Here is a 20050-nt window from a genome sequence, read left to right on the forward strand (position 1 = left end):
GCCCGCCCTCAGCCGGTCAGCATGCCGGTGCGCACCAGCACCAGGCCGAGCAGGGCCAGCGCGATGATCGCGCCGCCGGCCGCCTGGAACAGGGTCCGCCGCATCCGTGGCGCGTACGCCAGGACCAGCGCCATCACCGCGCCGGTGACCAGGCCGCCCAGGTGACCGGCGATCGAGATGTGCGGCACGGTGAAGGTGAAGATCAGGTTGATCACCAGAATCGGCACGATGGCCGAGGTGTCCCGGCCCAGCCGGCGCATGATCACGAAGATCGCGGCGAAGAGGCCGAAGATGGCGGTCGACGCCCCGGCCGAGGTCTGGTAGGGCGGGCTGAACAGGTAGATGGCGACGTTGCCGCCGAGCCCGGCGATCAGATAGAGGGCCAGGAAGCGCAGCGGCCCGAGCACCGCCTCCAGGGTCCGGCCGAGCACCCAGAGCCCCCACATGTTGAGCAGCAGGTGCGGCAGCCCGTAGTGCAGGAACATCGCGGTGACCAGGCGATACCACTGCCCCTCGGCGACCCCGCCGATGGTGTGGTCGGGGAGGACAGCCAAGCCGAGCACGGACCCCCAGTTGGTCAGCGGCGTGGAGCCGCTGAGGAGTTTGCTGAGGGCGGCAGCGCCGGCCGAGGCGAGGGAGAGGAGCATGACCAGCCCGTTCAGGGCGATCAGCGTCTTCGTGACGTAGCCCTGGCGGCCGGCGGCACCGCCCCCGAAAGCGGTACGCGCCGGCCGCACGGTGCGGCGTCCCTCGCTGACGCACTCCGGGCACTGGTGCCCGACGGAGGCCTCCCGCATGCACTCCGGGCAGATCGGCCGGTCACAGCGGGTGCACCGGACGTACGTCTCCCGACCGGGGTGCCGGTAGCAGACCGGGACGGCCGGCACCGGCCCGTCGGTGGCGTCACCTGCCGGCCCGGAGCGCTCAGTCATGCGAGCAAAGGTACCCGCACACCGGTCAGGAGGACTTGCGCTCGATCTCGACGCGCTCGATGACCACGTCCTGGAGCGGGCGGTCGCTCGGGCCGGTCGGCGTGTTCGCGATCGAGTCCACGACCTTGGCCGACTGCTCGTCCGCGACCTGCCCGAAGATGGTGTGCCGGTTGTTCAGGTGCGGCGTCGGGCCGACCGTGATGAAGAACTGCGACCCGTTGGTGCCCGGCCCGGCGTTCGCCATCGCCAGCAGGTAGGGCCGGTCGAAGCGCAGCTCCGGGTGGAATTCGTCGGCGAACTTGTAGCCCGGCCCACCGCGACCGGTGCCGGTCGGGTCGCCCATCTGGACCATGAAGCCGCTGATCACGCGGTGCGAGATGGTGCCGTCGTAGTACGGCCCGCTGCCCGGCTGGCCGGTACGCGGGTCGATGTATTCGCGAGTGCCCTCGGCCAGCTCGACGAAGTTGCGGACGGTCTTCGGCGCGTGGTTCGGGAAGAGCTCCAGCCGGATCGGGCCAGCGTTGGTGTGCAAGGTGGCGTAGACAGCCTCGGCCACGGGTACTCCTCACTTGTTGGTCAGTTTCCATGCGGATCCTCCCATGTGCCCGATCTGGCCATGCGGAGGCATCCGAAGGTGGAGGATGACGAAGGAACAACTCCCAGGAGGTGGGACCGTGTTTGGAATCGGGCGGCGCAAGACCCAGGGGCAGCTCGCGAAGGCGGAGCTGAGCCAGGGCATCGGTCACCTGAGGCAGGCCGCGTCGCACGCGGCGAAGGGTGCCGGCGCCTCGGTCGGCCCGCGGGTCCAGGCAGCCCGGGGTGCCGTCGCGCCCACCGCGATCATGGTCCGGGATCGGGCGTCGAGCGGCATCGCCTCGACGGCCGCCGCGCTCGCGCCGCTGGTCCTGGCCATGCGCAACGCCCAGGCCGAGGCCGCGGGCAAGGCGGTGAAGGGGCGCAAGGCCGCCGCCAAGCAGGCCGCGATGACGAAGCAGCTCAAGGCGAAGAACCTCAAGGCCGCCCGGAAGAAGCAGAAGCGGTCGCGCGGCATGATGACCGGCCTGCTGGCCGCCGGCACCGTCGCCGGCCTGGCCGGCGCGATGGCCATGCGCCGCCGCCGCGAGCAGCTGGAGTGGGCCGAGTACGACCCGGCCGGCAGGCTGGCCCCGCTGGGCGAGGACAAGCTGGATCCGATGCGCGAGGACGTGGACACCATCGTGGTGGAGACCCCCGACCCGGCCGCGAAGGTGACCCAGGCCGGCCCGAGCGGTGCCGGCAGCCCGGTGGTGGCCGGCAACGACGGTGCCGCGTCGACCGCCAGGGCCAGCAGCCAGCCGGTGATCCAGCCGAACGACAAGGTTCCCTCGGTCGCCGAGGGAGCGCGGGACGTCTCCGGCCGCCCGGCCGACGACGTCAGCAAGGCGACGGCGAACGGCAAGAGCAACGCCAAGGCCAGCGGTCGCCGCTGATCTGTCCCGGAAAGCGCCGGCCGGGGGTACGCCCCGCATGGCCGGCGCTGCCGCGTGCCCGGCGCTACAGCCAGCCGTTACGGCGGAACAGGCGGTAGAGCGTGAACGACGACGCCAGCATCAGCGCCCACACGCCCGGGTAGCCGTACGTCCAGTCCAGCTCCGGCATGTACTTGAAGTTCATGCCGTAGATCCCGGCGATGGCGGTCCACACCGCGCCGATCGCCGCCCAGGCCGCGATCTTGCGCATGTCGTTGTTCTGGTCGACGGTGACCTGGGCCAGCCGCGCCTGGAGGATCGAGTTGAGCAGGTCGTCGTACGAGTTGACCTGCTCGACCGTCCGACTGAGGTGGTCCTGCACGTCCCGGAAGTAGCGCCGCACCTCCTGCGGCACGTCCCGGTTGACCTGCGAGGTGAGCGTCATCAGCGGGCGCTGCAACGGCACCACCGCCCGCTTGAACTCCACCAGCTCCCGCTTCATCTGGTAGATCCGCTGGATCCGCCCGCTGCCGTGCCGGTCGAAGACGTCCGCTTCCAGCACGTCGAGGTCGTCCTCCAGCCGGTCGGCGACCTCCAGGTAGAGGTCCACCACCCGGTCGGTGATCGCGTACGCGACCGCCCACGGGCCGTGCCGCAGCAGATCCCGTTTCTCCTCCAGGTCGGCCCGGACCGGGGAGAGCCGACAGGCGTCCCCGTGCCGGACGCTGATCAGGAAGTCCGGCCCGATGAAGAGCATCACCTGACCGGTCTCCACCACCTCGGAGTTCTCGGTCAGCTCGGTGTGCTCGCAGTAGCGGGCGGTGCGCAGGACCAGGAACACGACCTCGCCGAAGCGCTCCAGCTTGGGGCGCTGCTGGGCCTTGACCGCGTCCTCCACGGCAAGCTCGTGCAGGCCGTAGGTGTCCGCGATCTCGGTCATCTCGTCCAGCTCGGGCTCGTGCAGGCCGATCCAGACGAAGGCGTTCCGCTCCCGGCGGGCCGCCGCCAGCGCGTCGGCGTATTGCCACTCGCCCGGCTGGCGCTCCCCGTCGACGTAGAGGCCGCAGTCGACGACGCCGCTCCGCCCGGGGCCGGCCGGGGCGGGGACGCGCGGGGAGCCGTCGGCGTTGAGGATGCGGCTCATGGCGCGTACCGGCGCCGCCCAGGCCCGCGGCCTGAGCGCCCCGCCGCCGTTCTGTCCGGTAGTGCGGTCGCCTGCCACCCGGTCGGTCATCTCGCCCCCTCCCCACGATGCTGCGGCTTGCAGATTACGCCGATCGGGACGAACCGCAGCGGGGCGAGCTCGGGAGCGGGGGCGCGGGTGCGACGGGCGTCACTGGGCCGGGGTCATTGGTGGCGCCGGGCGGGCCGGCCGCGTCAGGGGGGTGAGGGGCGACACGGCCCACCCGGCACCCTTTTGGGGGCGGGAGTGATGCTGCGCGCGCCGGCGGTCCGAGCGGGGGGCGGAGTGCGGCTCCCCCGAGGCGGCGGACCGGTCACCGACGAAAGGTGAACGGCGCTCGCAGCATTGTGGGTCGCCGGCCGGCCCAGCGGGAGACCTGAGCCGGCCGGGATCGCCGAACTGTCGGAAACCCGACAGAAAATCAGCCCCGAACGGCGGCCAACGCGTCGGCCAGCCGCCGGACACCCTCGTCGATCCGGTCCGCGGTGACCGCGGAGAACGCCAGCCGCAGCGCGTGCCGGCCACCGTCGATCATGAAGTCACTGCCCTTGACCACGGCGACCCCGCGCTCCGCGGCGGCCGGGGCGAGCCGGTCCACCTCGACGTCCTCCGGCAGCTCCACCCAGAGGAAGTAGCCGCCGTCCGGCTCGACGAACCGGGCCTCCGGGATGTGCCGCCGCAGCGACTCGGCGAGCACCGTGGCCCGCTCGCCGAGCGCGGTCCGCACGGTGTGGATCGACCGCTCGATGTCGCCGGAGACGCAGAACTGGTGCACGACCGCCTCGGAGACCATGCCGGGCGAGATGTAGAGGTTCGTCGCCCTCTTGGCGATCGCAGCGATCAGCTCGGCCGGGCCGACCAGGTAGCCGACCCGGACGCCCGGGCAGACCGTCTTGGTGAAGCTGGAGGCGTGCACCACCACGCCCCGGGTGTCCATCGACAGCATCGAGGGCAACGGTTCACCGCGGAACCGGATGTCCGCGTACGGGTCGTCCTCGAAGATCGTGAAGCCGTACTCGGCGGCCAGGTCGAGCAGCTCCCGGCGCTTCTCCAGGGACAGGGTCACGCCGGCCGGGTTCTGGTAGTTCGGGATCACGTGGGCCAGCCGTGGCCGGACCCCCGACTCCAGCAGCTTGCGCAGCTCGGCGGTGTCCAGACCGTCCGGCTGGATGGTCACGCCGTGGATCTCGCCGCCCATCTGCTGGAGGTTGAGCAGCGTCCGGTCGTACGTCGGGCGCTCGACGATCACCGCGTCGCCCCGCCGGACCAGGTGGTCGAAGAGGAAGGCGTCGGCCTGGAGCGAGCCGTTGGTGATCAGCACCTGGTCCGGCTCCACGCCGTGCTTCTCCGCGATCCACTTCCGCAGGGGCGGGTAACCGACGGAGGTGCCGTACGCCGTGATCCCGGCGGGGTCGGCGTCGAAGGCGCGGACGGCGGCGGCCTTGAGCCCCTCGACATCGACGATGTCCAGCGAGGGAGCGCCACGGGCGAAGGAGATCAGCTGCTCGGCGGTCATGCGCACGAGCCTAGGGCCTGCTCCGGCCGGTCCGACCGGCATACACGCGAAGTTCAACATGCGGGCGGTCGATCCGTCCGACCGGCCGATCGGAGAGCCGAAACGGGCTCGCGACAAGGCTCCGGACGCACCCGGGGGCCCGGCCGTCGCCGGCCGGGCCCCGGTCGTACGAGGACGGTTCAGACCGTCGTCGGGGCGTGCTCCCGGGCCCAGACCCGCATCAGGTCGCGTACCGAGATCACCCCGGCCACCTCCCGGCCGTCGAGGACCACCAGGTGCCGGAAGCCGCCCCGGGCCATGGCCGCGGCCGCCTCCTCGACCGTCCAGTCCGGACCGGCGTAGACGACGTCCCACGTCAGGTGGGCGCCGGTGCGTTCCACGTCCGGGTCGAGCCCGGCGCCGATCGCATTGAGCACATCGCGTTCGGTCATGATCCCGACTCCCTCGGAGTCCGGGTCGATCACGACCGCCGACCCGACACGGCGGGCCGACATCATCCGGGCCGCCTGGCGGAGCGTGTGCTCCGGGCCGACCACGAGCACCTCACTGGACATCGCTTCCCGAACCTGCATCACGCATCACCCCTGTGGGACGGTGGCCTCGGTACGGCCATGGTGGGCCATCAATGCGTACCGGGACAAGACCGGGCAGCGGCGCGTCGGCCCCGGCTCGCTACTGTCGTCGCCGTGCCCACCGAGCCTCTCCGCTGCGCCGGCGCGCTGATCGTGGACGACGACGGCCGCATCTTCATCCAGCGCCGGTCACCGGACCGGACCCTCTTCCCCAACTGCTGGGACATCGTCGGCGGCCACCTCGAACCGGGCGAGAGCGTCGAGGAGGCGCTGCGCCGCGAGGTCACCGAGGAGACCGGCTGGACCGTGTCGCAGGTGCTCGGGCAGGTCGGCGAGTACCGGTACACCGGCGACGACGGGCTGGTCCGGGTGGAGACCGACTTCCTGGTGCGCGTGGCCGGCGACCTGAGCCGACCCCGGCTGGAGGAGGGCAAGCACACCGAGTTCCGCTGGCTGGCGGAGCAGGACGTCGACCTGCTCGACGAGCACCGCGACGTCAACGACGGGCTGATCCGGCGGATCGCCGAGAACGCGTTCGCCGTCCTGCGGTCGATCGATCGATGAGCGACTCGACCGTTCCGGGTCGCGGCGCGGCGCGGGTTACGACGCGCCGAGCCGGAATGGTCGACCACGTCGAACTGCCGCCGCACCGGTTCGCCGAGCTGGTCGCCCCGGCGATCGACCGGGTCTTCCTCGCCGGCATGCTCGCCGGCCGCGACGGCGGCGGCGCGGAGCTGAGCTCACGGTACGGCGGGCCGGCCGCGACCGGCTTCCTGGTGGAGTTCCGCACCCGGCTCGCCGCGACCGGCGGGACGGTGGACGGGCCCGGCTTCGCCGCGGTCACCCGCTACCGGGACCCGGCCGCCTGCCAGCGGGTCGTGGACAAGCAGGTCGCGCACGGGATGCTTCAGCGCGTACCGGACGGCGGCTGCTGTGCCACCGAGCGTGGGCTGGCGTTCCTGAGTGAGCTGTTCGGCGTCCACGCCGAGGTCACCGAGGAGCTGTGGGCGGGGCAGGACGACCGGGTGGAGCGGCTGGTGACGGCGCTCGGCCGGGTGCTGGCGTACGCCCTGCTGCTGACCGAGGACGACGAGCCCGCCGCGTTCGCCGCGATGGCCCCGCCGCACGAACCGGACGGCACCCCGGCCGGCGTGCTGCTGCTCAACCGGCTGGGCACGCTGCGCTACCACCGGGCGGACGCGCACGCGGCGGCGTGGACCGCCGCCGGGCACACCGCGGCCAGCATCGCCCAGCTGCCGCCGGGGCCGGAGCGGCTGGCCATCGAGCAGGAGACCGACCGCCGGGCCGCCGGCCCGTACGCCGTGCTCACCGCCGAGGAACGGCTCGCGGTGCTCGCGGACCTGGCCGCCCTGCCGGGCTGAACCACGGATGACAGTCAGGCGGCCAACCGCCCGGCGCTATCCTCCACCGGTGACCAGCAGTAGTACTGAGGAGGATGCCGGCATGATCGGGATGGTGCTCGCGGCCGGTGCGGGGCGACGGCTGCGCCCGTACACCGACACCCTGCCCAAGGCCCTGGTGCCGGTGGACGGGGAGACCACCATCCTCGACATCGCGCTGCGCAACCTCGCCGAGGTGGGGCTCACCGAGATCGTGATCGTGGTCGGCTACGCCGCCGACGCGGTCCGGCAGCGGCAGGCGGCGCTGGAGCAGAAGTACGGCGTCACCCTCACCCTGGTGCACAACGACAAGGCCGAGGAGTGGAACAACGCGTACTCGCTCTGGCTGGCGCGGGAGCACTTCTCCCGGGGCGTGCTGCTGGTCAACGGCGACACCGTGCACCCGGTGAGCGTGGAGAAGACCCTGCTGGCCGAGCGCGGCCCGGGCATCCTGCTGGCCGTCGACACCCTCAAGGCGCTGGCCGAGGAGGAGATGAAGACCACCTTCGACGCCGCCGGCCAGCTCACCCGGATCACCAAGCAGATGGACCCGCTCGACGCGTACGGCGAGTACATCGGCGCGACGCTGATCGAGCCGCAGGTGGCCGACGCCCTCGCCGACGCCCTGGAGGCGACCTGGCGGCGCGACCCGAACCTCTACTACGAGGACGGCTACCAGGAGTTCGCGGACCGGGGCGGCGAGGTGCGGGCCGCGCCGATCGGCGACGTGTCCTGGGTCGAGGTGGACAACCACGCCGACCTGGCCCGGGCGTGGGAGATCGCGTGCCGCTACTAGCCCGGACCATCCTCACCCCGCTGCACATCGACGTACGGCGGGGCGCCGTGGCCGACCTCGCCGCGATCCTCGTCGACGGGCGGATCTCCGCCGGCGGCGACGTGGCGGTGGTGGTCGGGCCCGGGCAGGGCGAGCAGATCGCCGAGCTGATCCGGCCGTCGCTGCGCTCGGCGGACGTGTTCACCGTGGCGGGCGCCACCCTGGACGCCGCCGACGACCTGGGCGCCAAGCTGCGCCACCGCTCGTACGACGCGGTGGTCGGCATCGGCGGCGGCAAGACCATCGACGTTGCCAAGTACGCGGCCACCCGGCGCGGCCTGCCCATGGTGACCGTGGCCACCGGCCTGGCCAACGACGGCATCGCCTCCCCGGTGGCCAGCCTGATCACCGACGGGATCAAGGGCTCGTACGGGGTGCACATCCCGATCGCCGTGATCGTGGACCTGGACTTCGTGGAGGCCGGCCCGGAGCGGCACAACCGGGCCGGCATCGGCGACGTGGTGAGCAACATCAGCGCGCTGGCCGACTGGGAGCTGGCCCGCCAGGTACGTGGCGAGCCGGTCGACGGGCTGGCCGCCTCGCTGGCCCGGATGGGGGCCGAGGCGGTGCTGGCCCACCAGGGCGACATGGGCGACGACGCGTTCGTCACCGTGCTGGCCGAGGCGCTGATCTCCACCGGCCTGGCCATGGCGGTCTGCGGCACCAGCCGCCCGGCCAGCGGCGGCTGCCACGAGATCATGCACGCCATCGACGCGCTCTACCCGGGCACCGCCTCGCACGGGGAGCTGGCCGGGCTCGGCGCGCTCTTCTGCACCTTCCTGCGCGGTGACGAGCGCCGGTTCGCCGAGATGTCGGCCTGCCTGGGCCGGCACGGTCTGCCGCGGCTCCCGGCCGACGTACGGCTGACCGACGACCAGTTCGTGGCGGCGGTGCAGTTCGCGCCGGCCACCCGGCCGGACCGGTACACCATCCTCGAACACCTCGCGATGTCGCCTACCGAGACGCGGGAGCGGCTGGCAGACTACGCCGATGCACTCCGCGACCACCTTGGCTGAGCCCCGCCCCACCGTCGCCGACTTCCACCGGGTCAACCGGGGCGGCGGCCTGTTCAGCGAGTCGATCAGCCAGTGGATCGGCGCGGTCTTCGCGCTGGTCGCCCAGCGGCTCGGGCTGCGCCCGACCGCGCTGACCATCACGAACCTGGTGCTCGGCCTGGCCGCCTCGGCCACCGTGGTCGCGCTCGCCGACAAGGTCGCCGCCGGCACCGTGCCGGCCTGGGCGGTCGGACTGACCGCCCTGGTCGGCTGGCAGATCGCGTACGCGCTGGACTGCGCGGACGGTCAGCTCGCCCGGGTCACCGGGCAGCGCAGCTCGGCCGGCGCCCGGGTCGACGTGCTCTGCGACGTGGCCGCCCAGATCGCCCTGGTCACCGCCCTCGGGGCGACCGCCGTGGCGCAGCGCCCGGCGACGCCGACCTGGCTGGTGGCGGTCTTCGCCGGCACCTGGATGGTCAACCTGGTCACCTCGGTGATGCAGGCCGGCCCGGACGCGGCCAGCATGGTCACCTCGACCTCGCTCCCCGTACGCCTGGTGAAGCTGGTCCGCGACTACGGCGCGGTGATCTTCCTGGCCGGCCTGGTGCTGACCCTTGCCCCCGCGCTGACGGTCTGGGTGGTCGTCGCGTTCACGATCGTCAACGGCGGCTTCCTGCTCGCCAGCATCGCCTTCTCGGCCCGCGCCTCCCTCCGCTGACCCCCCGCGCGACGGCGCCCCGCCGTGCCGACGTGGCGGCGCTCAGCGGCGGGCCGTCGCGGCGACGTCGGCGTAGATGTCGATGAGTCGCTTGGTGACCACGTCGGGGTGGAACATGCGCTCGTAGCGGGTCCGGGCGGATCCCGCCAGGGCAGCGGCGCCGGCCCCGGCCACCGGCAGGGCGGCGGCCAGCGCCGCCGGCTCCGGGGCCACCACCCAGCCGGCCTCGCCCGCCTCGATGCCGTCGGGGATGGCGGGGCGGTCGGACCCGCCGGCGGGCGCGGAGGCCACCTCCGCCGGGCCGGTGCCGGTGGGCTCGCGCGGGGTGTCCGCGCCGACCAGGTACGGGATGCCGCCGAGCGCGGTACCGAGCACCGGCCGGCCGCTGGCCAGCGCCTCGATGATCACGGTGGGCAGCACGTCGTGCCAGGTGGGGGTGGCCAGCAACACCGCGCTCGCCTCGATCGCGGCGCGTACCCCGGGCCGGTCGAGCTGCCCCAGGTAGACCACGTCCGCCCGCTCGGCGGCGGCCGCCTCGGCCAGCGGGCGCAGTTCGCCGTCCCCGGCGATCCGGAGCGGGCCCAGCGTGCCGACCGGGTGCCGCCGCCACGCCTCCAGCAGCAGGTCGAGCCCCTTCTCCGGGGTGAGCCGGGCCATGTAGAGGAAGCCCTCGCCGAGCGGCGCCGGCGTACCCGGGTCCGGGATGGCGTTGGGCTTGACCACGATCCGCTCGTCCGGGATGCCGTAGTCGCGCAGGTGGTCGGCGACCGCGGTGGTGAGGGCGATGAACCGGTCGACCGACTTCCAGGTGGGGCGGTGCACGGCGAGGGTGGTGGCCATCAGCGCGCTCTGCGCCCGGGAGCCGCGGTAGCAGCGGTGCACGACGGCCGGCACGCCCAGCGCCCGGCCCCGGCAGTCCTGGCAGATCACGCCGTCCCGGAAGTAGAGGCCGGAGGAGCAGACCTGGCGGTAGTTGTGCACCGTCTGCACCACCGGCACGCCGCGCTTGTGCGCGGTCCGGATCACCCACGGCGAGAGCAGCGGGTACGGGTTGTGCAGGTGCAGGACGTCGGGCCGGTGCTCGGCGAGCAGGCGGTCGAGGTCGTGCTGGGCCTGTGGCGCCCAGATCGGGGAGATCGGCAGCAGCGCCTTGGCGGCCATCGACATCGCGGGGATCTCGTCGGAGCTGCGCAGGAACGGCAGCACCTCCACCCCGGCGGCGGTGAGCTGAGCGATCTCGGCGTCGACGATGGTGTTCTCGCCGGAAGGCTGGGCTTCCCGGTACCGGTTGTGCGCCACCACGATTCTCACGGGAAAGAAGGCTACCGTTGTACGGTGCCCGAACTACCGGAGGTGGAAGCGCTCGCCGGCTACCTGCGCGAGCGGGCGGTCGGCCGGCGCGTCGAGCGTGTCGAGGTCGCCGCGATCAGCGCCCTGAAGACGTACGATCCGCCGCCGAGCGCGGTGGCCGGCCGGGCCGTGGTCGGCGCGGGCCGGCACGGCAAGTTCCTCGACGTGATCTTCGACGGCGGGCTGCACCTGGTGGTACACCTGGCCCGGGCGGGCTGGCTGCACTACCGGGAGGCGTTCCCGTCGACCGCCCCGCTGCGCCCCGGCAAGGGCCCGATCGCCCTGCGGGTACGCCTCGACGACGGCTCCGGCTTCGACCTCACCGAGGCCGGCACCCAGAAGAAGCTGGCCGGGTACCTGGTGACGGACCCGGCGCAGGTGCCCGGGGTGGCAAAACTCGGCCCGGACGCGTTCGGCGCCGACCTGGCGACCTTCGCCGAGCGGATGCGCAGCCGGCGGGGCCAGGTCAAGGGGGTGCTGACCGACCAGGCGGTGCTGGCCGGGGTGGGCAACGCATACTCCGACGAGATCCTGCACGCGGCGAAGCTGTCGCCGTTCGCGATCACCGACCGGCTCAGCGACGACCAGCTCGCCACGCTGCACGCGGCGACCCGGATGGTGCTCGGCGACGCGGTCCGGCGGTCGATGGGGCAGCGGGCCGCCGAGTTGAAGGGGGAGAAGCGCTCGGGGCTGAAGGTGCACGCCCGGAAGGGTCTTCCCTGCCCGGTCTGTGGCGACACCGTCCGGGAAGTCTCGTTCGCCGACTCCAGCCTCCAGTACTGCCCCACCTGCCAGACCGGCGGCAAGCCACTCGCTGACCGTCGGTTGTCCCGCCTCGTACGGTGAGTAATTCCACCCGGCGATTACGGAGAGGAATCGAACCCGGATCTCCGAAGCTCCCGGTCCGCACCTCTACCGAGGCCGCCATCCATCGGTATAGTGGCTCGGTCCCCGGCTTCACAACCGATATGGAGCCGGCCAGATCCCCGCGAGCAGCGACGGACGGCACTTCCCCTCGGGGGCCGTCCCGACCAGGCCCGCGTGGGAGACTGGGACGGTGGGCGACTCGAGCCCTCACTGCGAGTGAGGGCGCGTGTCATGCGGGAGGACATGGGTTGAGGTGACGACAAGCCTCCAGCGCCCGGTAACCAACACAGGCCGGAGCAAGAGCGTGCGGCACGTCGACAGCTTCGAGATCCAGCCGCCGACACCGCCGTCGCACAACGGCGTACCGCGGTCGGCTTGGGCCCGTGCCCGCCGCCGGGTGTCCCGCTGGCACCGCCCCTACACGGCTCTCCTGCTCCTGCTCGACTTCGCCGCCGTGGTGGTGGCCGACTGGATCGCCCAGGAGGCGTTCGGCCAGGCCAGGGCCGGCTTCTACAACGCCAAGGCAGACCCGACCTGGTTCTACACCGTGGCGTTCGTGCTGCTGCCGCTCGGCTGGCTGTTCATCCTCTGGGGCAACCGGGCGTACGACCGGCGCTACCTCGGACTGGGCCCGGACGAGTTCAAGCGGGTGACCCGGGGCGGGGTGACGGTCGCCGCGACGGTCTCGTTCATCGCGTTCGCCACCAAGACCGACCTCTCCCGCTACACGGTCGGTTTCGCCCTGCTCGGCGCGTTGGTGCTGATCCTGCTGGAACGCTTCCTGGCCCGGTTCCTGCTGCACATGATCCGGAGCCGGGCCGGCCAGGCCGGGCACCGGATGGTGCTGGTCGGCACCCTGCCCGAGTGCCTGGAGGTCTACACCGCGGTCACCCGCACCCCCAGCGCCGGCCTGGTGCCGGTGGCCATCCACCTCACCGACGGGTACGCCGCCGCCCGCGGCATCGAGACCCCGGTCCCGGTCTACGCCGGCCGCGACGTGCTCGCCCTGGTCCGGGAGGTCGGCGGGGACACCATCGCGGTCTGCGGCTCGGCCAGCGCCGAGCCCGGTGAGCTGCGCCGGCTGGCCTGGCAGCTCGAGGGCTCCGGCGTCGACCTGGTGGTCGCGCCCCAGCTCACCGACATCGCCGGCCCCCGGGTGCACATCCGCCCGATCGAGGGCCTGCCACTGCTGCACGTCGAGGAGCCGACGCTGTCGGGCCCGGCGCTCCTGGTCAAGAACCTGATGGACCGGGTCGCCGCCGGGCTGGGTCTGGTGCTGCTGATCCCGCTTTTCGTCGCGATCGCGATCGCGATCCGGATCTCCGACCGCGGGCCGGTCTTCTTCCGGCAGCCCCGGGTCGGGCACGAGGGGCGGACCTTCCGGGTCTGGAAGTTCCGCACGATGTACGTCGACGCCGAGGAGCGGCTGGCCAGCCTGGTCGACCAGAACGAGACCGACGGCCTGCTGTTCAAGATGAAGCAGGACCCGCGGGTCTTCCCGGTGGGCCGGTTCCTGCGCGCCTCCTCGCTGGACGAGCTGCCCCAGCTGATCAACGTGCTGTGGGGCGAGATGTCGCTGGTCGGGCCGCGTCCGCTCCCCGCCGACGACGGCGACTTCCTGGGCGACGTCCGCCGCCGGCTGCTGGTCCGGCCCGGGATCACCGGCCTGTGGCAGGTCTCCGGCCGCTCCGACCTGTCCTGGGACGAGGCCGTCCGGCTCGACCTCTACTACGTCGACAACTGGTCGCTGGCATACGACCTGAGCATCCTGTGGCGGACCGTCGGGGTGGTGTTCGCCCGCAAGGGCGCGTACTGACCCCTTGGCGGCGGGCCCGCCAACCGCAAGGATCTGGGCCGTGGGTGGCAATCTCTCCGCCGTCTTCGGCGTGGTCTCGCTGATCAGCGCGCTCGCCGCGGCGCTCTGGGCGGTGCTGCGGCTGCGCGGCCGCCGGGGCATCGCGACCGCCACCCAGCGGGCCACGTACGAGGTGCTGCACACCGCCGGCCTCGCCGCCGAGCCGCTGCGGGCCGGGTTGAGCGCCACGGGCGCGGCGAAGGCCGTACGCCATCTGCGGGCTCTGGTGGGTGCGGCCGGGCTGGCCCTGACGGACCGGGAGGCCCTGCTCGCCCTCGACGGACGCGGCGCGCACCATGGCGACCAACTTCTCGCGGCGGCCCGGAAGGCGGTCGGCACCGGCCGGTCGACCGTGCTGCGCGAGTCGGAGCTGCACTGCGACCTGGTGGACTGCCCGGTACGCGGCGCCGTGGTGACGCCGCTGAGCGCGGACGGCCGGGTGGTCGGGGCGCTGGTGGCGGTCGCCGACGAGCAGCCCGCCCCGGGGCTGGTGCAGGCGACACTGGAGACCGCGCACTGGGCCGGCGACCAGCTCGCCCTGGCCGAGCTGGACTCGTCCCGGGAGCGCCTGGCCCGGGCCGAGGTACGCGCCCTGCGCGCCCAGATCAGCCCGCACTTCATCTACAACGCGCTGACCGCGATCGGCTCGTTCGTCCGCACCGACCCGGAGTGGGCCCGGGAGCTGATCCTGGAGTTCGCCGAGTTCACCCGCTACTCGTTCCGGGCGCACGGGGAGTTCACCACGCTCGCGGAGGAGCTGCGCTCGATCGACCGGTACCTGACCATCGAGCGGGCCCGGTTCGGCGAGCGGCTCCAGGTGCGCCTGCAGATCGCCCCGGAGGTGCTGCCGGTGACCCTGCCGTTCCTCTGCCTCCAGCCGCTGGTGGAGAACGCCGTACGCCACGGGTTGTCCCGCAAGCCGGGCACCGGCATGGTGAGCATCGAGGCCCGGGACGCGGGCGCGGAATGCCACATCACGGTGGAGGACGACGGAGTGGGGATGGACCCGACGACGCTGACCGCCGGCATCGCCGAGCTGGCCGGTGCCGGCAGCGACCCGACCGAGGACCCCGGCCAGCACGTCGGCCTCTCGAACGTCGACGAGCGGCTCCGGTCGGTCTTCGGGGACCGGTTCGGCCTGGTCGTCGAGACCGGCCTGGGTTCGGGTACGAAGGTCAGCATGCGGGTGCCGAAGTTCCACCCCGGCGTACGGGCGGGCTCATGACCGTGCACGCGACGGGTTTCCTCCGGGTGCTGGCGGTGGACGACGAGCCGCCGGCGCTGGACGAGCTGGCGTACCACCTGCGCGCCGACCCCCGGGTGGCCCGGCTGCACACGGCCGGGGACGCCACCGAGGCGCTGCGGGTGCTCCGCGACGGCGATGTGGACGTGGTCTTCCTGGACATCCGGATGCCCGGGCTGGACGGCATGGAGCTGGCCCGGGTGCTGCGGCGGTTCGCCCGGCCGCCGGCGATCGTCTTCGTCACCGCGTACGACGACGGCGCGGTGGACGCCTTCGACCTGGGCGCGACGGACTACGTCCGCAAGCCGGTGCGGGCCGAGCGGCTGGCCGAGTCGCTGCGCCGGGTGATCGGCTCCCGGGTCGTCCCCTCCCACCCGGCGGCCCTGGCCCGGGCGGAGGAGGACCCGACCATCCCGATCGAGCTGGCCGGGACGACGCGGATGCTGCCCCGCTCGGCGGTGCGCTGGGTGGAGGCGCAGGGCGACTACGCCCGGCTGCACACCGCGGACGCCTCGCACCTGGTCCGGGTCTCGCTGGCGACCCTCGCCGAGCGCTGGGCCGACGCGGGCTTCGTCCGGATCCACCGGTCCTACCTCGTGCAGTTGAAGCTGATCGCCGAGCTGCGGCTGGTCAACTCCGGCTACGTGGTGGTGATCGACGGTACGGAGCTGCCGGTGAGCCGTCGGCACACCCGCGAGCTGAAGGACAAGCTGGTCCGGGCGGCGAAGCAGGACTGGAACCGCTGAGCCGAACTTTTTCTCGCGGGGCAGGAATACGCCGCCACTATCGTACGCTGTACGGCAGGCCGTACGACAGAGTGGAGGCCCCATGTCCGACAGCCGCTACGACGCCGCGACCGAATTCGACCGCCAGCTCGACCGCCTGGTGCAACTCGGGTATCCCGCCCTGGCCGAGCTGACCGAGGGGGCCTTCCGTGACCTGCTCGCGCCGCTGCGCGCCGCGGCGGTCGCCCAGGCGGCCGGCCTGGCCGCGCCCACCGAGGGGCGGGTTCCCTTCCTGCTGGTGACCACCCGGGAGCTGGTGCCGGTCCAGGAGCGGATCGCGCTGACCACCCTGGCCGGCAAGCGGAAGCCCGGCATCCTCGACCGGAACTTTCCCGCCGGCGATCTGCCCAGGTTCGACCCGATCAAGGAGCTGGAGGTGCCGGCCGGGCCGGCGTACCTGCTCTTCGACGTGGACCGGGGCGAGGAGTACCGGAACCTGCCGCCGTCCGGCGCGCTGGAGCAGATGACCGCCGAGGGTCGGCTGCCGATCACCATCGACGAGGGCCTGGCCTTCATCACCCTGCACCCGCCGGCACTGGCCAGCAACCGGTGCTTCTCGCTGGTCGGGTCACGCTGCGGCGACAAGCGGGTGCCGGCGCTCTGGATCAGCCAGGGCGCGCCCAAGCTCGGCTGGTGCTGGTACGGCAACCCGCACACCTGGCTCGGCTCGGCCACCGCCCACCCGGTCCGGGTCGGGCTCCCCGACCGTCCATGACGTCGGACACCATCACCTTCGCCCGGCATCTCTCCCACTCAGTTGTCCACAACGACCCGGCCGCCATCCACCGGGTTATCCACAGGAGTGACGCGTTCTCCACAGGTTGTTCACAACGCGCGCCACCGATCTCCACGGCCGGTCCCTACAGTCGGACGCCATGAAGGAACGCCGGGTACTGGTGGTCGAGGACGAACGGACCATCGCCGAGTCGGTCGCCGCCCGCCTGCGGGCGGAGGGCTTCACCGTGGACATCGCCGGGGACGGCCCGAGCGCCGTCGACAAGTTCCGGGCCGGGCAGCACGACCTCGTCGTCCTCGACGTGATGCTGCCCGGCTTCGACGGGCTGGAGGTGTGCCGGCGGATCCAGGCCGACCGGCCGGTGCCGGTGCTGATGCTCACCGCCCGCGACGACGAGACCGACCTGCTGGTCGGACTGGCCGTCGGCGCCGACGACTACCTGACCAAACCGTTCTCGATGCGAGAGCTGGCCGCCCGGGTGCACGTGCTGCTGCGCCGGATGGACCGGGCGGCGACCACTCCGCCGGCCACCCTGCGGCTCGGCGACATCGAGATCAGCCCGGCCGAACGCCGGGTGGTCAAGGACGGCGTCGAGGTGCACCTGACGCCCACCGAGTTCGACCTGCTGGTGCACCTGGCCGGCCGGCCGCGTACGGTGCTGCCCCGGGAGCGGCTGCTCGCCGACGTGTGGGGATGGGCGGAGGGCTCCGGCACCCGGACCGTCGACAGCCACGTCAAGGCGCTACGGCGCAAGCTCGGCGCGGACCTGATCCGCACGGTGCACGGCGTCGGGTACGCGCTGGAGGTCCCGGCGTGAGCGTCCGGCTGGTGGACTGGCTGAACCGGGTGCTGCCCCGCCCGCTGGACCCGGTCCGCTCGATCAAGATGAAGCTCGGCGTCCTGCTGGTCGCCTCCTGGGCGGTCGCCGTCGGCTACTTCTGGTGGGGCGTCGGCTGGCTGCCGCCGGGCACCGCGCTGACCGCCATCGCCATCGCCCTGCTCACCGCTCAGGTGCTCGCCCACGGCATGACCTCGCCGCTGCGGGAGATGACCGCCGCGGCCGGGGCGATGGCCCGGGGCGACTACACCCGCCGGGTGCGGGCCACCTCGCGGGACGAGGTGGGCGAGCTGGCCCACGCGTTCAACAAGATGGCGGCCGACCTGGCCGCCGCCGACCAGCGCCGGCGCGAGCTGATCGCGAACGTCTCGCACGAGCTGCGGACGCCGATCAGCGCGCTCCAGGGCGTGCTGGAGAACCTGGTCGACGGGGTGGCCACCCCGGAACCGGCGGCGCTGCGCGCCGCGCTCGCCCAGACCGAGCGGCTCGGGCACCTCGTCGCCGACCTGCTCGACCTGTCCCGGCTGGACGCGGGCGTGGTGCCGCTGCGCCGGGTCCGGATCGACGTCGCCGACTTCCTCGACGAGGCGGTGGAACACGCCGTCGCCAACGCGGCCGGCACCGGGCAGGACGTCCACTTCCGCCTCCGACCGCTGCCCGCCCCGCTGACCGTGCACGCCGACCCGTGGCGGCTGCACCAGGTCTTCGCCAACCTGCTCGACAACGCCGCCCGGCACAGTCCGCCCGGCGGGACGGTGCTGGTCACCACCGAGGAGCGGGCCGGCCACCTGCACGTCGAGGTGAGCGACGAAGGCGAGGGCATCCCCGCGGCCGAGCGGTCCCGGGTGTTCGAGCGGTTCACCCGGGGCGAGCGGGCCGCCGGGGGCGGGACCGGGCTGGGCCTGGCGATCGCCCGCTGGGTGGTCGAGCTGCACGGCGGCACCATCCGCGTCGCCGATCCGCCCGCCGCCGCGCCGGACGCCCGCCCCGGCTGCCGGATCGAGGTCGCCCTTCCGCTCACCGAGCCCGCCCGAGGAGAGGCCGCATGACCACCGCACACCCGCCGCAGCCGCCCATCGATCCCCGGCTGGTGCCGCCCCACCCGCCGGCCCTGCACCCGCACGTCGCACCGCAGCCCGCCGTCCGGCCGGCACCGCAGCCCACCGCCTGGGAGCGGCGTTGGCCGGGAGCCGCCGGGCCGGCCCGGCCGGTGGTGCTCGGCACGGTGGCGGTGGCCGCCGGGGTGAGCGCCTCGGTGGTGCCGCTGGACCGGCCCGGGTTGGGCTGGCTGGTGGCCACCCTCGCCGGGGCGGCCGCCCTCGGCACGGCCGCCGTCGTCCGGCCCCGACCAGGTCCGCCCCCCACAGCTCCCGCCCCGCCCGCCCCGGGGCCCGCCGCGCCGGCCACCGGTACCCACCCGGCCCAGCCGCAGGTGGGCGTACCGGGGGAGAGCAGCGCCACGGCAGGGCCCCGCGCGGCCGTCCGTCCCGGCGCCACGGGGGCGTCGGGCCGGGCGGCCCGGCTGGCCTGGGCGGTCGCCACCGTCGCCCTGGTCGGAGTCGGCACGGTACGCGCCGCCAACTGGCTCTTCGCGCTCTGTCTGCTCGCCGCCGTCGGCACCGCCTCGCTCGCCGTGGCCGGCGGTCGTACCCCGCTGGGCCTGCTGACGGGCGCGGTGCTGCCGCCGATCGCCACCCTGCGGGCGCTGCCCTGGGCCACCCGAGGGCTGCCCCGCCCCCGGGCGGACGGCCCGAGCATCGGACGGCTCCTGGCCAGCCTCGGGGTCACCGCCGTGCTGCTGCTCCTGTTCGGGCTGCTCTTCTCCTCGGCCGACGCGGTCTTCGCCGACCTGGTGGCCGCTGCGCTGCCCGACGTCTCCACCCCGGGCGTGTTCGGCTGGGTCGTCCGCCTGCTGCTGGTCGGCGCGGTGCTGCTCGGCGGGGCGTACCTGCTGGCCGCGCCGCCCGACCTGGAGCTGCGGGCCCGGCCGGCCCGGGCGGTGCGGCGGCTGGAGTGGGTGCTGCCGCTGGCCCTGCTCGACGCGCTCTTCGCGGCGTTCGTGCTGGTGCAGCTCACCGTGCTGTTCGGCGGCTCCGGACACGTGCTGCGGACGGCCGGGCTGACCTACGCCGAGTACGCCCGCGGCGGGTTCTGGCAGCTGCTCGCGGTCTCCGCGCTGACCCTGCTGGTGATCGCCGGCGCGATGCGCTGGGCACCCCGGCACACCCGGGCCGACCGGACGCTGATCCGGCTGCTGATCGGCGGGCTGACCGTGCTCAGCCTGGTGATTGTGGCCTCGGCGCTCTACCGGATGCGGGTCTACACCGACGCGTACGGGGCGACCCGGCTGCGCCTGGTGGTGGCGACCGTGGAGCTCTGGCTGGGGCTGCTCTTCGGGCTGGTCGCGGTGGCCACGGTCCGGCTCCGCGGCGCCTGGCTGCCCCGGCTGGTGCTGGGCGCGGGGGTGGTCGCCCTGCTCGGTCTCGCCGTGGTCAACCCGGACCGGCTGATCGCCGACTGGAACGTCGACCGGTGGCAGCGGATCGACCGGCTGGACGTGGACTACCTGTCCAGGCTGTCGGCGGACGCCGTACCGGCGCTGGACCGGTTGCCGGAACCGATGCGGTCCTGCGCGCTGCGGGACATCGCCGGGCAGCTCCCCGAGGACGGCTGGCGGGCCGCGAACGTGGGCCGCGCGCAGGCCCGCGCGGTGTTCGCCGCGGACCGGGCCGCCGAGGTTGCGACGGCGCCGTGCCCTTGACATTCCCGCTGTTCAG

General features: G+C 73.3%; 20 protein-coding genes. 14 read left to right on the forward strand and 6 right to left on the reverse strand.

Going from position 1 to position 20050, the window contains the following annotated elements; translation table 11 throughout:
- Nucleotides 1–8 precede the first annotated feature (8 nt).
- Nucleotides 9–932 carry a rhomboid family intramembrane serine protease gene (locus tag ACFYOS_RS07945; RefSeq protein WP_387136837.1) on the reverse strand — a complete coding sequence of 308 codons (924 nt, stop codon included), beginning with the start codon at nt 930–932 and terminating at the stop codon, nt 9–11.
- A 25-nt stretch (nt 933–957) separates the two neighbouring features.
- Nucleotides 958–1488 carry a peptidylprolyl isomerase gene (locus tag ACFYOS_RS07950; protein ID WP_387136839.1) on the reverse strand — a complete coding sequence of 177 codons (531 nt, stop codon included), beginning with the start codon at nt 1486–1488 and terminating at the stop codon, nt 958–960.
- 85 nt (nt 1489–1573) lie between these two features.
- On the opposite strand from ACFYOS_RS07950, the gene ACFYOS_RS07955 reads away from it, so the two are divergent.
- On the forward strand, nt 1574–2401 hold the full coding sequence (locus ACFYOS_RS07955) for a hypothetical protein (protein WP_387136841.1): 828 nt from the start codon (nt 1574–1576) through the stop codon (nt 2399–2401).
- 64 nt (nt 2402–2465) lie between these two features.
- Here the strand turns inward: ACFYOS_RS07955 and corA are convergent, their stop codons facing one another.
- The 3 genes from corA to ACFYOS_RS07970 form a co-directional block, all read right to left on the reverse strand.
- The gene (corA, locus tag ACFYOS_RS07960; protein WP_387136843.1) at nt 2466–3614 is read right to left on the reverse strand and encodes a magnesium/cobalt transporter CorA; all 1149 of its coding nucleotides are present in this window, start codon (nt 3612–3614) and stop codon (nt 2466–2468) included.
- 370 nt (nt 3615–3984) lie between these two features.
- Nucleotides 3985–5079: a PLP-dependent aminotransferase family protein gene (locus ACFYOS_RS07965; RefSeq protein WP_387136845.1), complete on the reverse strand. Its 1095-nt coding sequence runs from the start codon at nt 5077–5079 to the stop codon at nt 3985–3987.
- Between the two features lie 179 nt (nt 5080–5258).
- Nucleotides 5259–5651, reverse strand: a complete 393-nt coding sequence (locus tag ACFYOS_RS07970; protein ID WP_387136847.1) for a cyclic nucleotide-binding/CBS domain-containing protein — start codon at nt 5649–5651, stop codon at nt 5259–5261.
- 114 nt (nt 5652–5765) lie between these two features.
- Between ACFYOS_RS07970 and ACFYOS_RS07975 the strand changes: the two genes are divergently transcribed.
- From ACFYOS_RS07975 to ACFYOS_RS07995, 5 genes are all read left to right on the forward strand, one after another.
- Nucleotides 5766–6215, forward strand: coding sequence for an NUDIX hydrolase (locus tag ACFYOS_RS07975; protein ID WP_387136849.1), 450 nt, complete (start codon nt 5766–5768; stop codon nt 6213–6215).
- 56 nt (nt 6216–6271) lie between these two features.
- Entirely contained in the window at nt 6272–7033 is a 762-nt protein-coding gene (locus ACFYOS_RS07980) for a hypothetical protein (RefSeq protein WP_387136851.1), read from the forward strand.
- An 82-nt stretch (nt 7034–7115) separates the two neighbouring features.
- Nucleotides 7116–7847, forward strand: coding sequence for a sugar phosphate nucleotidyltransferase (locus ACFYOS_RS07985; protein ID WP_387137317.1), 732 nt, complete (start codon nt 7116–7118; stop codon nt 7845–7847).
- A complete protein-coding gene (locus ACFYOS_RS07990; protein ID WP_387136853.1) occupies nt 7835–8902 on the forward strand; it encodes an iron-containing alcohol dehydrogenase family protein in 1068 nt (355 codons plus the stop codon). Before ACFYOS_RS07985 ends, ACFYOS_RS07990 begins: the two co-directional genes overlap by 13 nt.
- Nucleotides 8877–9599 carry a CDP-alcohol phosphatidyltransferase family protein gene (locus ACFYOS_RS07995; RefSeq protein WP_387136855.1) on the forward strand — a complete coding sequence of 241 codons (723 nt, stop codon included), beginning with the start codon at nt 8877–8879 and terminating at the stop codon, nt 9597–9599. Before ACFYOS_RS07990 ends, ACFYOS_RS07995 begins: the two co-directional genes overlap by 26 nt.
- A gap of 42 nt (nt 9600–9641) precedes the next feature.
- On the opposite strand, the gene ACFYOS_RS08000 is transcribed toward ACFYOS_RS07995, so the two are convergent.
- On the reverse strand, nt 9642–10910 hold the full coding sequence (locus ACFYOS_RS08000; RefSeq protein WP_387136857.1) for a glycosyltransferase family 4 protein: 1269 nt from the start codon (nt 10908–10910) through the stop codon (nt 9642–9644).
- Nucleotides 10911–10934: 24 nt separating this feature from the next.
- On the opposite strand from ACFYOS_RS08000, the gene ACFYOS_RS08005 reads away from it, so the two are divergent.
- The 8 genes from ACFYOS_RS08005 to ACFYOS_RS08040 all read left to right on the forward strand — a co-directional run bounded on the left by ACFYOS_RS08005 (nt 10935) and on the right by ACFYOS_RS08040 (nt 20034).
- A complete protein-coding gene (locus ACFYOS_RS08005) occupies nt 10935–11795 on the forward strand; it encodes an Fpg/Nei family DNA glycosylase (protein ID WP_387136859.1) in 861 nt (286 codons plus the stop codon).
- Between the two features lie 325 nt (nt 11796–12120).
- Nucleotides 12121–13632: a sugar transferase gene (locus tag ACFYOS_RS08010; RefSeq protein WP_387136860.1), complete on the forward strand. Its 1512-nt coding sequence runs from the start codon at nt 12121–12123 to the stop codon at nt 13630–13632.
- 40 nt (nt 13633–13672) lie between these two features.
- A complete protein-coding gene (locus tag ACFYOS_RS08015) occupies nt 13673–14896 on the forward strand; it encodes a sensor histidine kinase (RefSeq protein WP_387136862.1) in 1224 nt (407 codons plus the stop codon).
- Complete coding sequence (locus ACFYOS_RS08020; RefSeq protein ID WP_387136864.1) at nt 14893–15660, forward strand: LytR/AlgR family response regulator transcription factor; 768 nt, start codon at nt 14893–14895, stop codon at nt 15658–15660. The genes ACFYOS_RS08015 and ACFYOS_RS08020 overlap by 4 nt, the downstream gene beginning before the upstream one ends.
- A gap of 82 nt (nt 15661–15742) precedes the next feature.
- Complete coding sequence (locus ACFYOS_RS08025) at nt 15743–16414, forward strand: DUF5701 family protein (protein WP_387136865.1); 672 nt, start codon at nt 15743–15745, stop codon at nt 16412–16414.
- Between the two features lie 160 nt (nt 16415–16574).
- The gene (locus ACFYOS_RS08030; RefSeq protein ID WP_387136867.1) at nt 16575–17252 is read left to right on the forward strand and encodes a response regulator transcription factor; all 678 of its coding nucleotides are present in this window, start codon (nt 16575–16577) and stop codon (nt 17250–17252) included.
- Nucleotides 17249–18322: an ATP-binding protein gene (locus ACFYOS_RS08035; RefSeq protein ID WP_387136869.1), complete on the forward strand. Its 1074-nt coding sequence runs from the start codon at nt 17249–17251 to the stop codon at nt 18320–18322. Before ACFYOS_RS08030 ends, ACFYOS_RS08035 begins: the two co-directional genes overlap by 4 nt.
- Nucleotides 18319–20034 carry a DUF4153 domain-containing protein gene (locus tag ACFYOS_RS08040; protein WP_387136871.1) on the forward strand — a complete coding sequence of 572 codons (1716 nt, stop codon included), beginning with the start codon at nt 18319–18321 and terminating at the stop codon, nt 20032–20034. Before ACFYOS_RS08035 ends, ACFYOS_RS08040 begins: the two co-directional genes overlap by 4 nt.
- Nucleotides 20035–20050: the final 16 nt, after the last annotated feature.

Origin of the sequence: Micromonospora sp. NPDC005806, from assembly GCF_042871425.1 — a bacterium.
Taxonomy (GTDB): domain Bacteria; phylum Actinomycetota; class Actinomycetes; order Mycobacteriales; family Micromonosporaceae; genus Micromonospora.

What these genes read in the sequence shown, in the direction of transcription:
- ACFYOS_RS07945 (WP_387136837.1), bottom strand. Translation starts at nt 932, where the DNA reads ATGACTGAGCGCTCCGGGCCGGCAGGTGACGCCACCGACGGGCCGGTG.
- ACFYOS_RS07955 (WP_387136841.1), top strand. Translation starts at nt 1,574, where the DNA reads ATGACGAAGGAACAACTCCCAGGAGGTGGGACCGTGTTTGGAATCGGG.
- corA (WP_387136843.1), bottom strand. Translation starts at nt 3,614, where the DNA reads ATGACCGACCGGGTGGCAGGCGACCGCACTACCGGACAGAACGGCGGC.
- ACFYOS_RS07965 (WP_387136845.1), bottom strand. Translation starts at nt 5,079, where the DNA reads ATGACCGCCGAGCAGCTGATCTCCTTCGCCCGTGGCGCTCCCTCGCTG.
- ACFYOS_RS07970 (WP_387136847.1), bottom strand. Translation starts at nt 5,651, where the DNA reads ATGCAGGTTCGGGAAGCGATGTCCAGTGAGGTGCTCGTGGTCGGCCCG.
- ACFYOS_RS07980 (WP_387136851.1), top strand. Translation starts at nt 6,272, where the DNA reads ATGGTCGACCACGTCGAACTGCCGCCGCACCGGTTCGCCGAGCTGGTC.
- ACFYOS_RS07985 (WP_387137317.1), top strand. Translation starts at nt 7,116, where the DNA reads ATGATCGGGATGGTGCTCGCGGCCGGTGCGGGGCGACGGCTGCGCCCG.
- ACFYOS_RS07995 (WP_387136855.1), top strand. Translation starts at nt 8,877, where the DNA reads ATGCACTCCGCGACCACCTTGGCTGAGCCCCGCCCCACCGTCGCCGAC.
- ACFYOS_RS08020 (WP_387136864.1), top strand. Translation starts at nt 14,893, where the DNA reads ATGACCGTGCACGCGACGGGTTTCCTCCGGGTGCTGGCGGTGGACGAC.
- ACFYOS_RS08025 (WP_387136865.1), top strand. Translation starts at nt 15,743, where the DNA reads ATGTCCGACAGCCGCTACGACGCCGCGACCGAATTCGACCGCCAGCTC.
- ACFYOS_RS08030 (WP_387136867.1), top strand. Translation starts at nt 16,575, where the DNA reads ATGAAGGAACGCCGGGTACTGGTGGTCGAGGACGAACGGACCATCGCC.
- ACFYOS_RS08040 (WP_387136871.1), top strand. Translation starts at nt 18,319, where the DNA reads ATGACCACCGCACACCCGCCGCAGCCGCCCATCGATCCCCGGCTGGTG.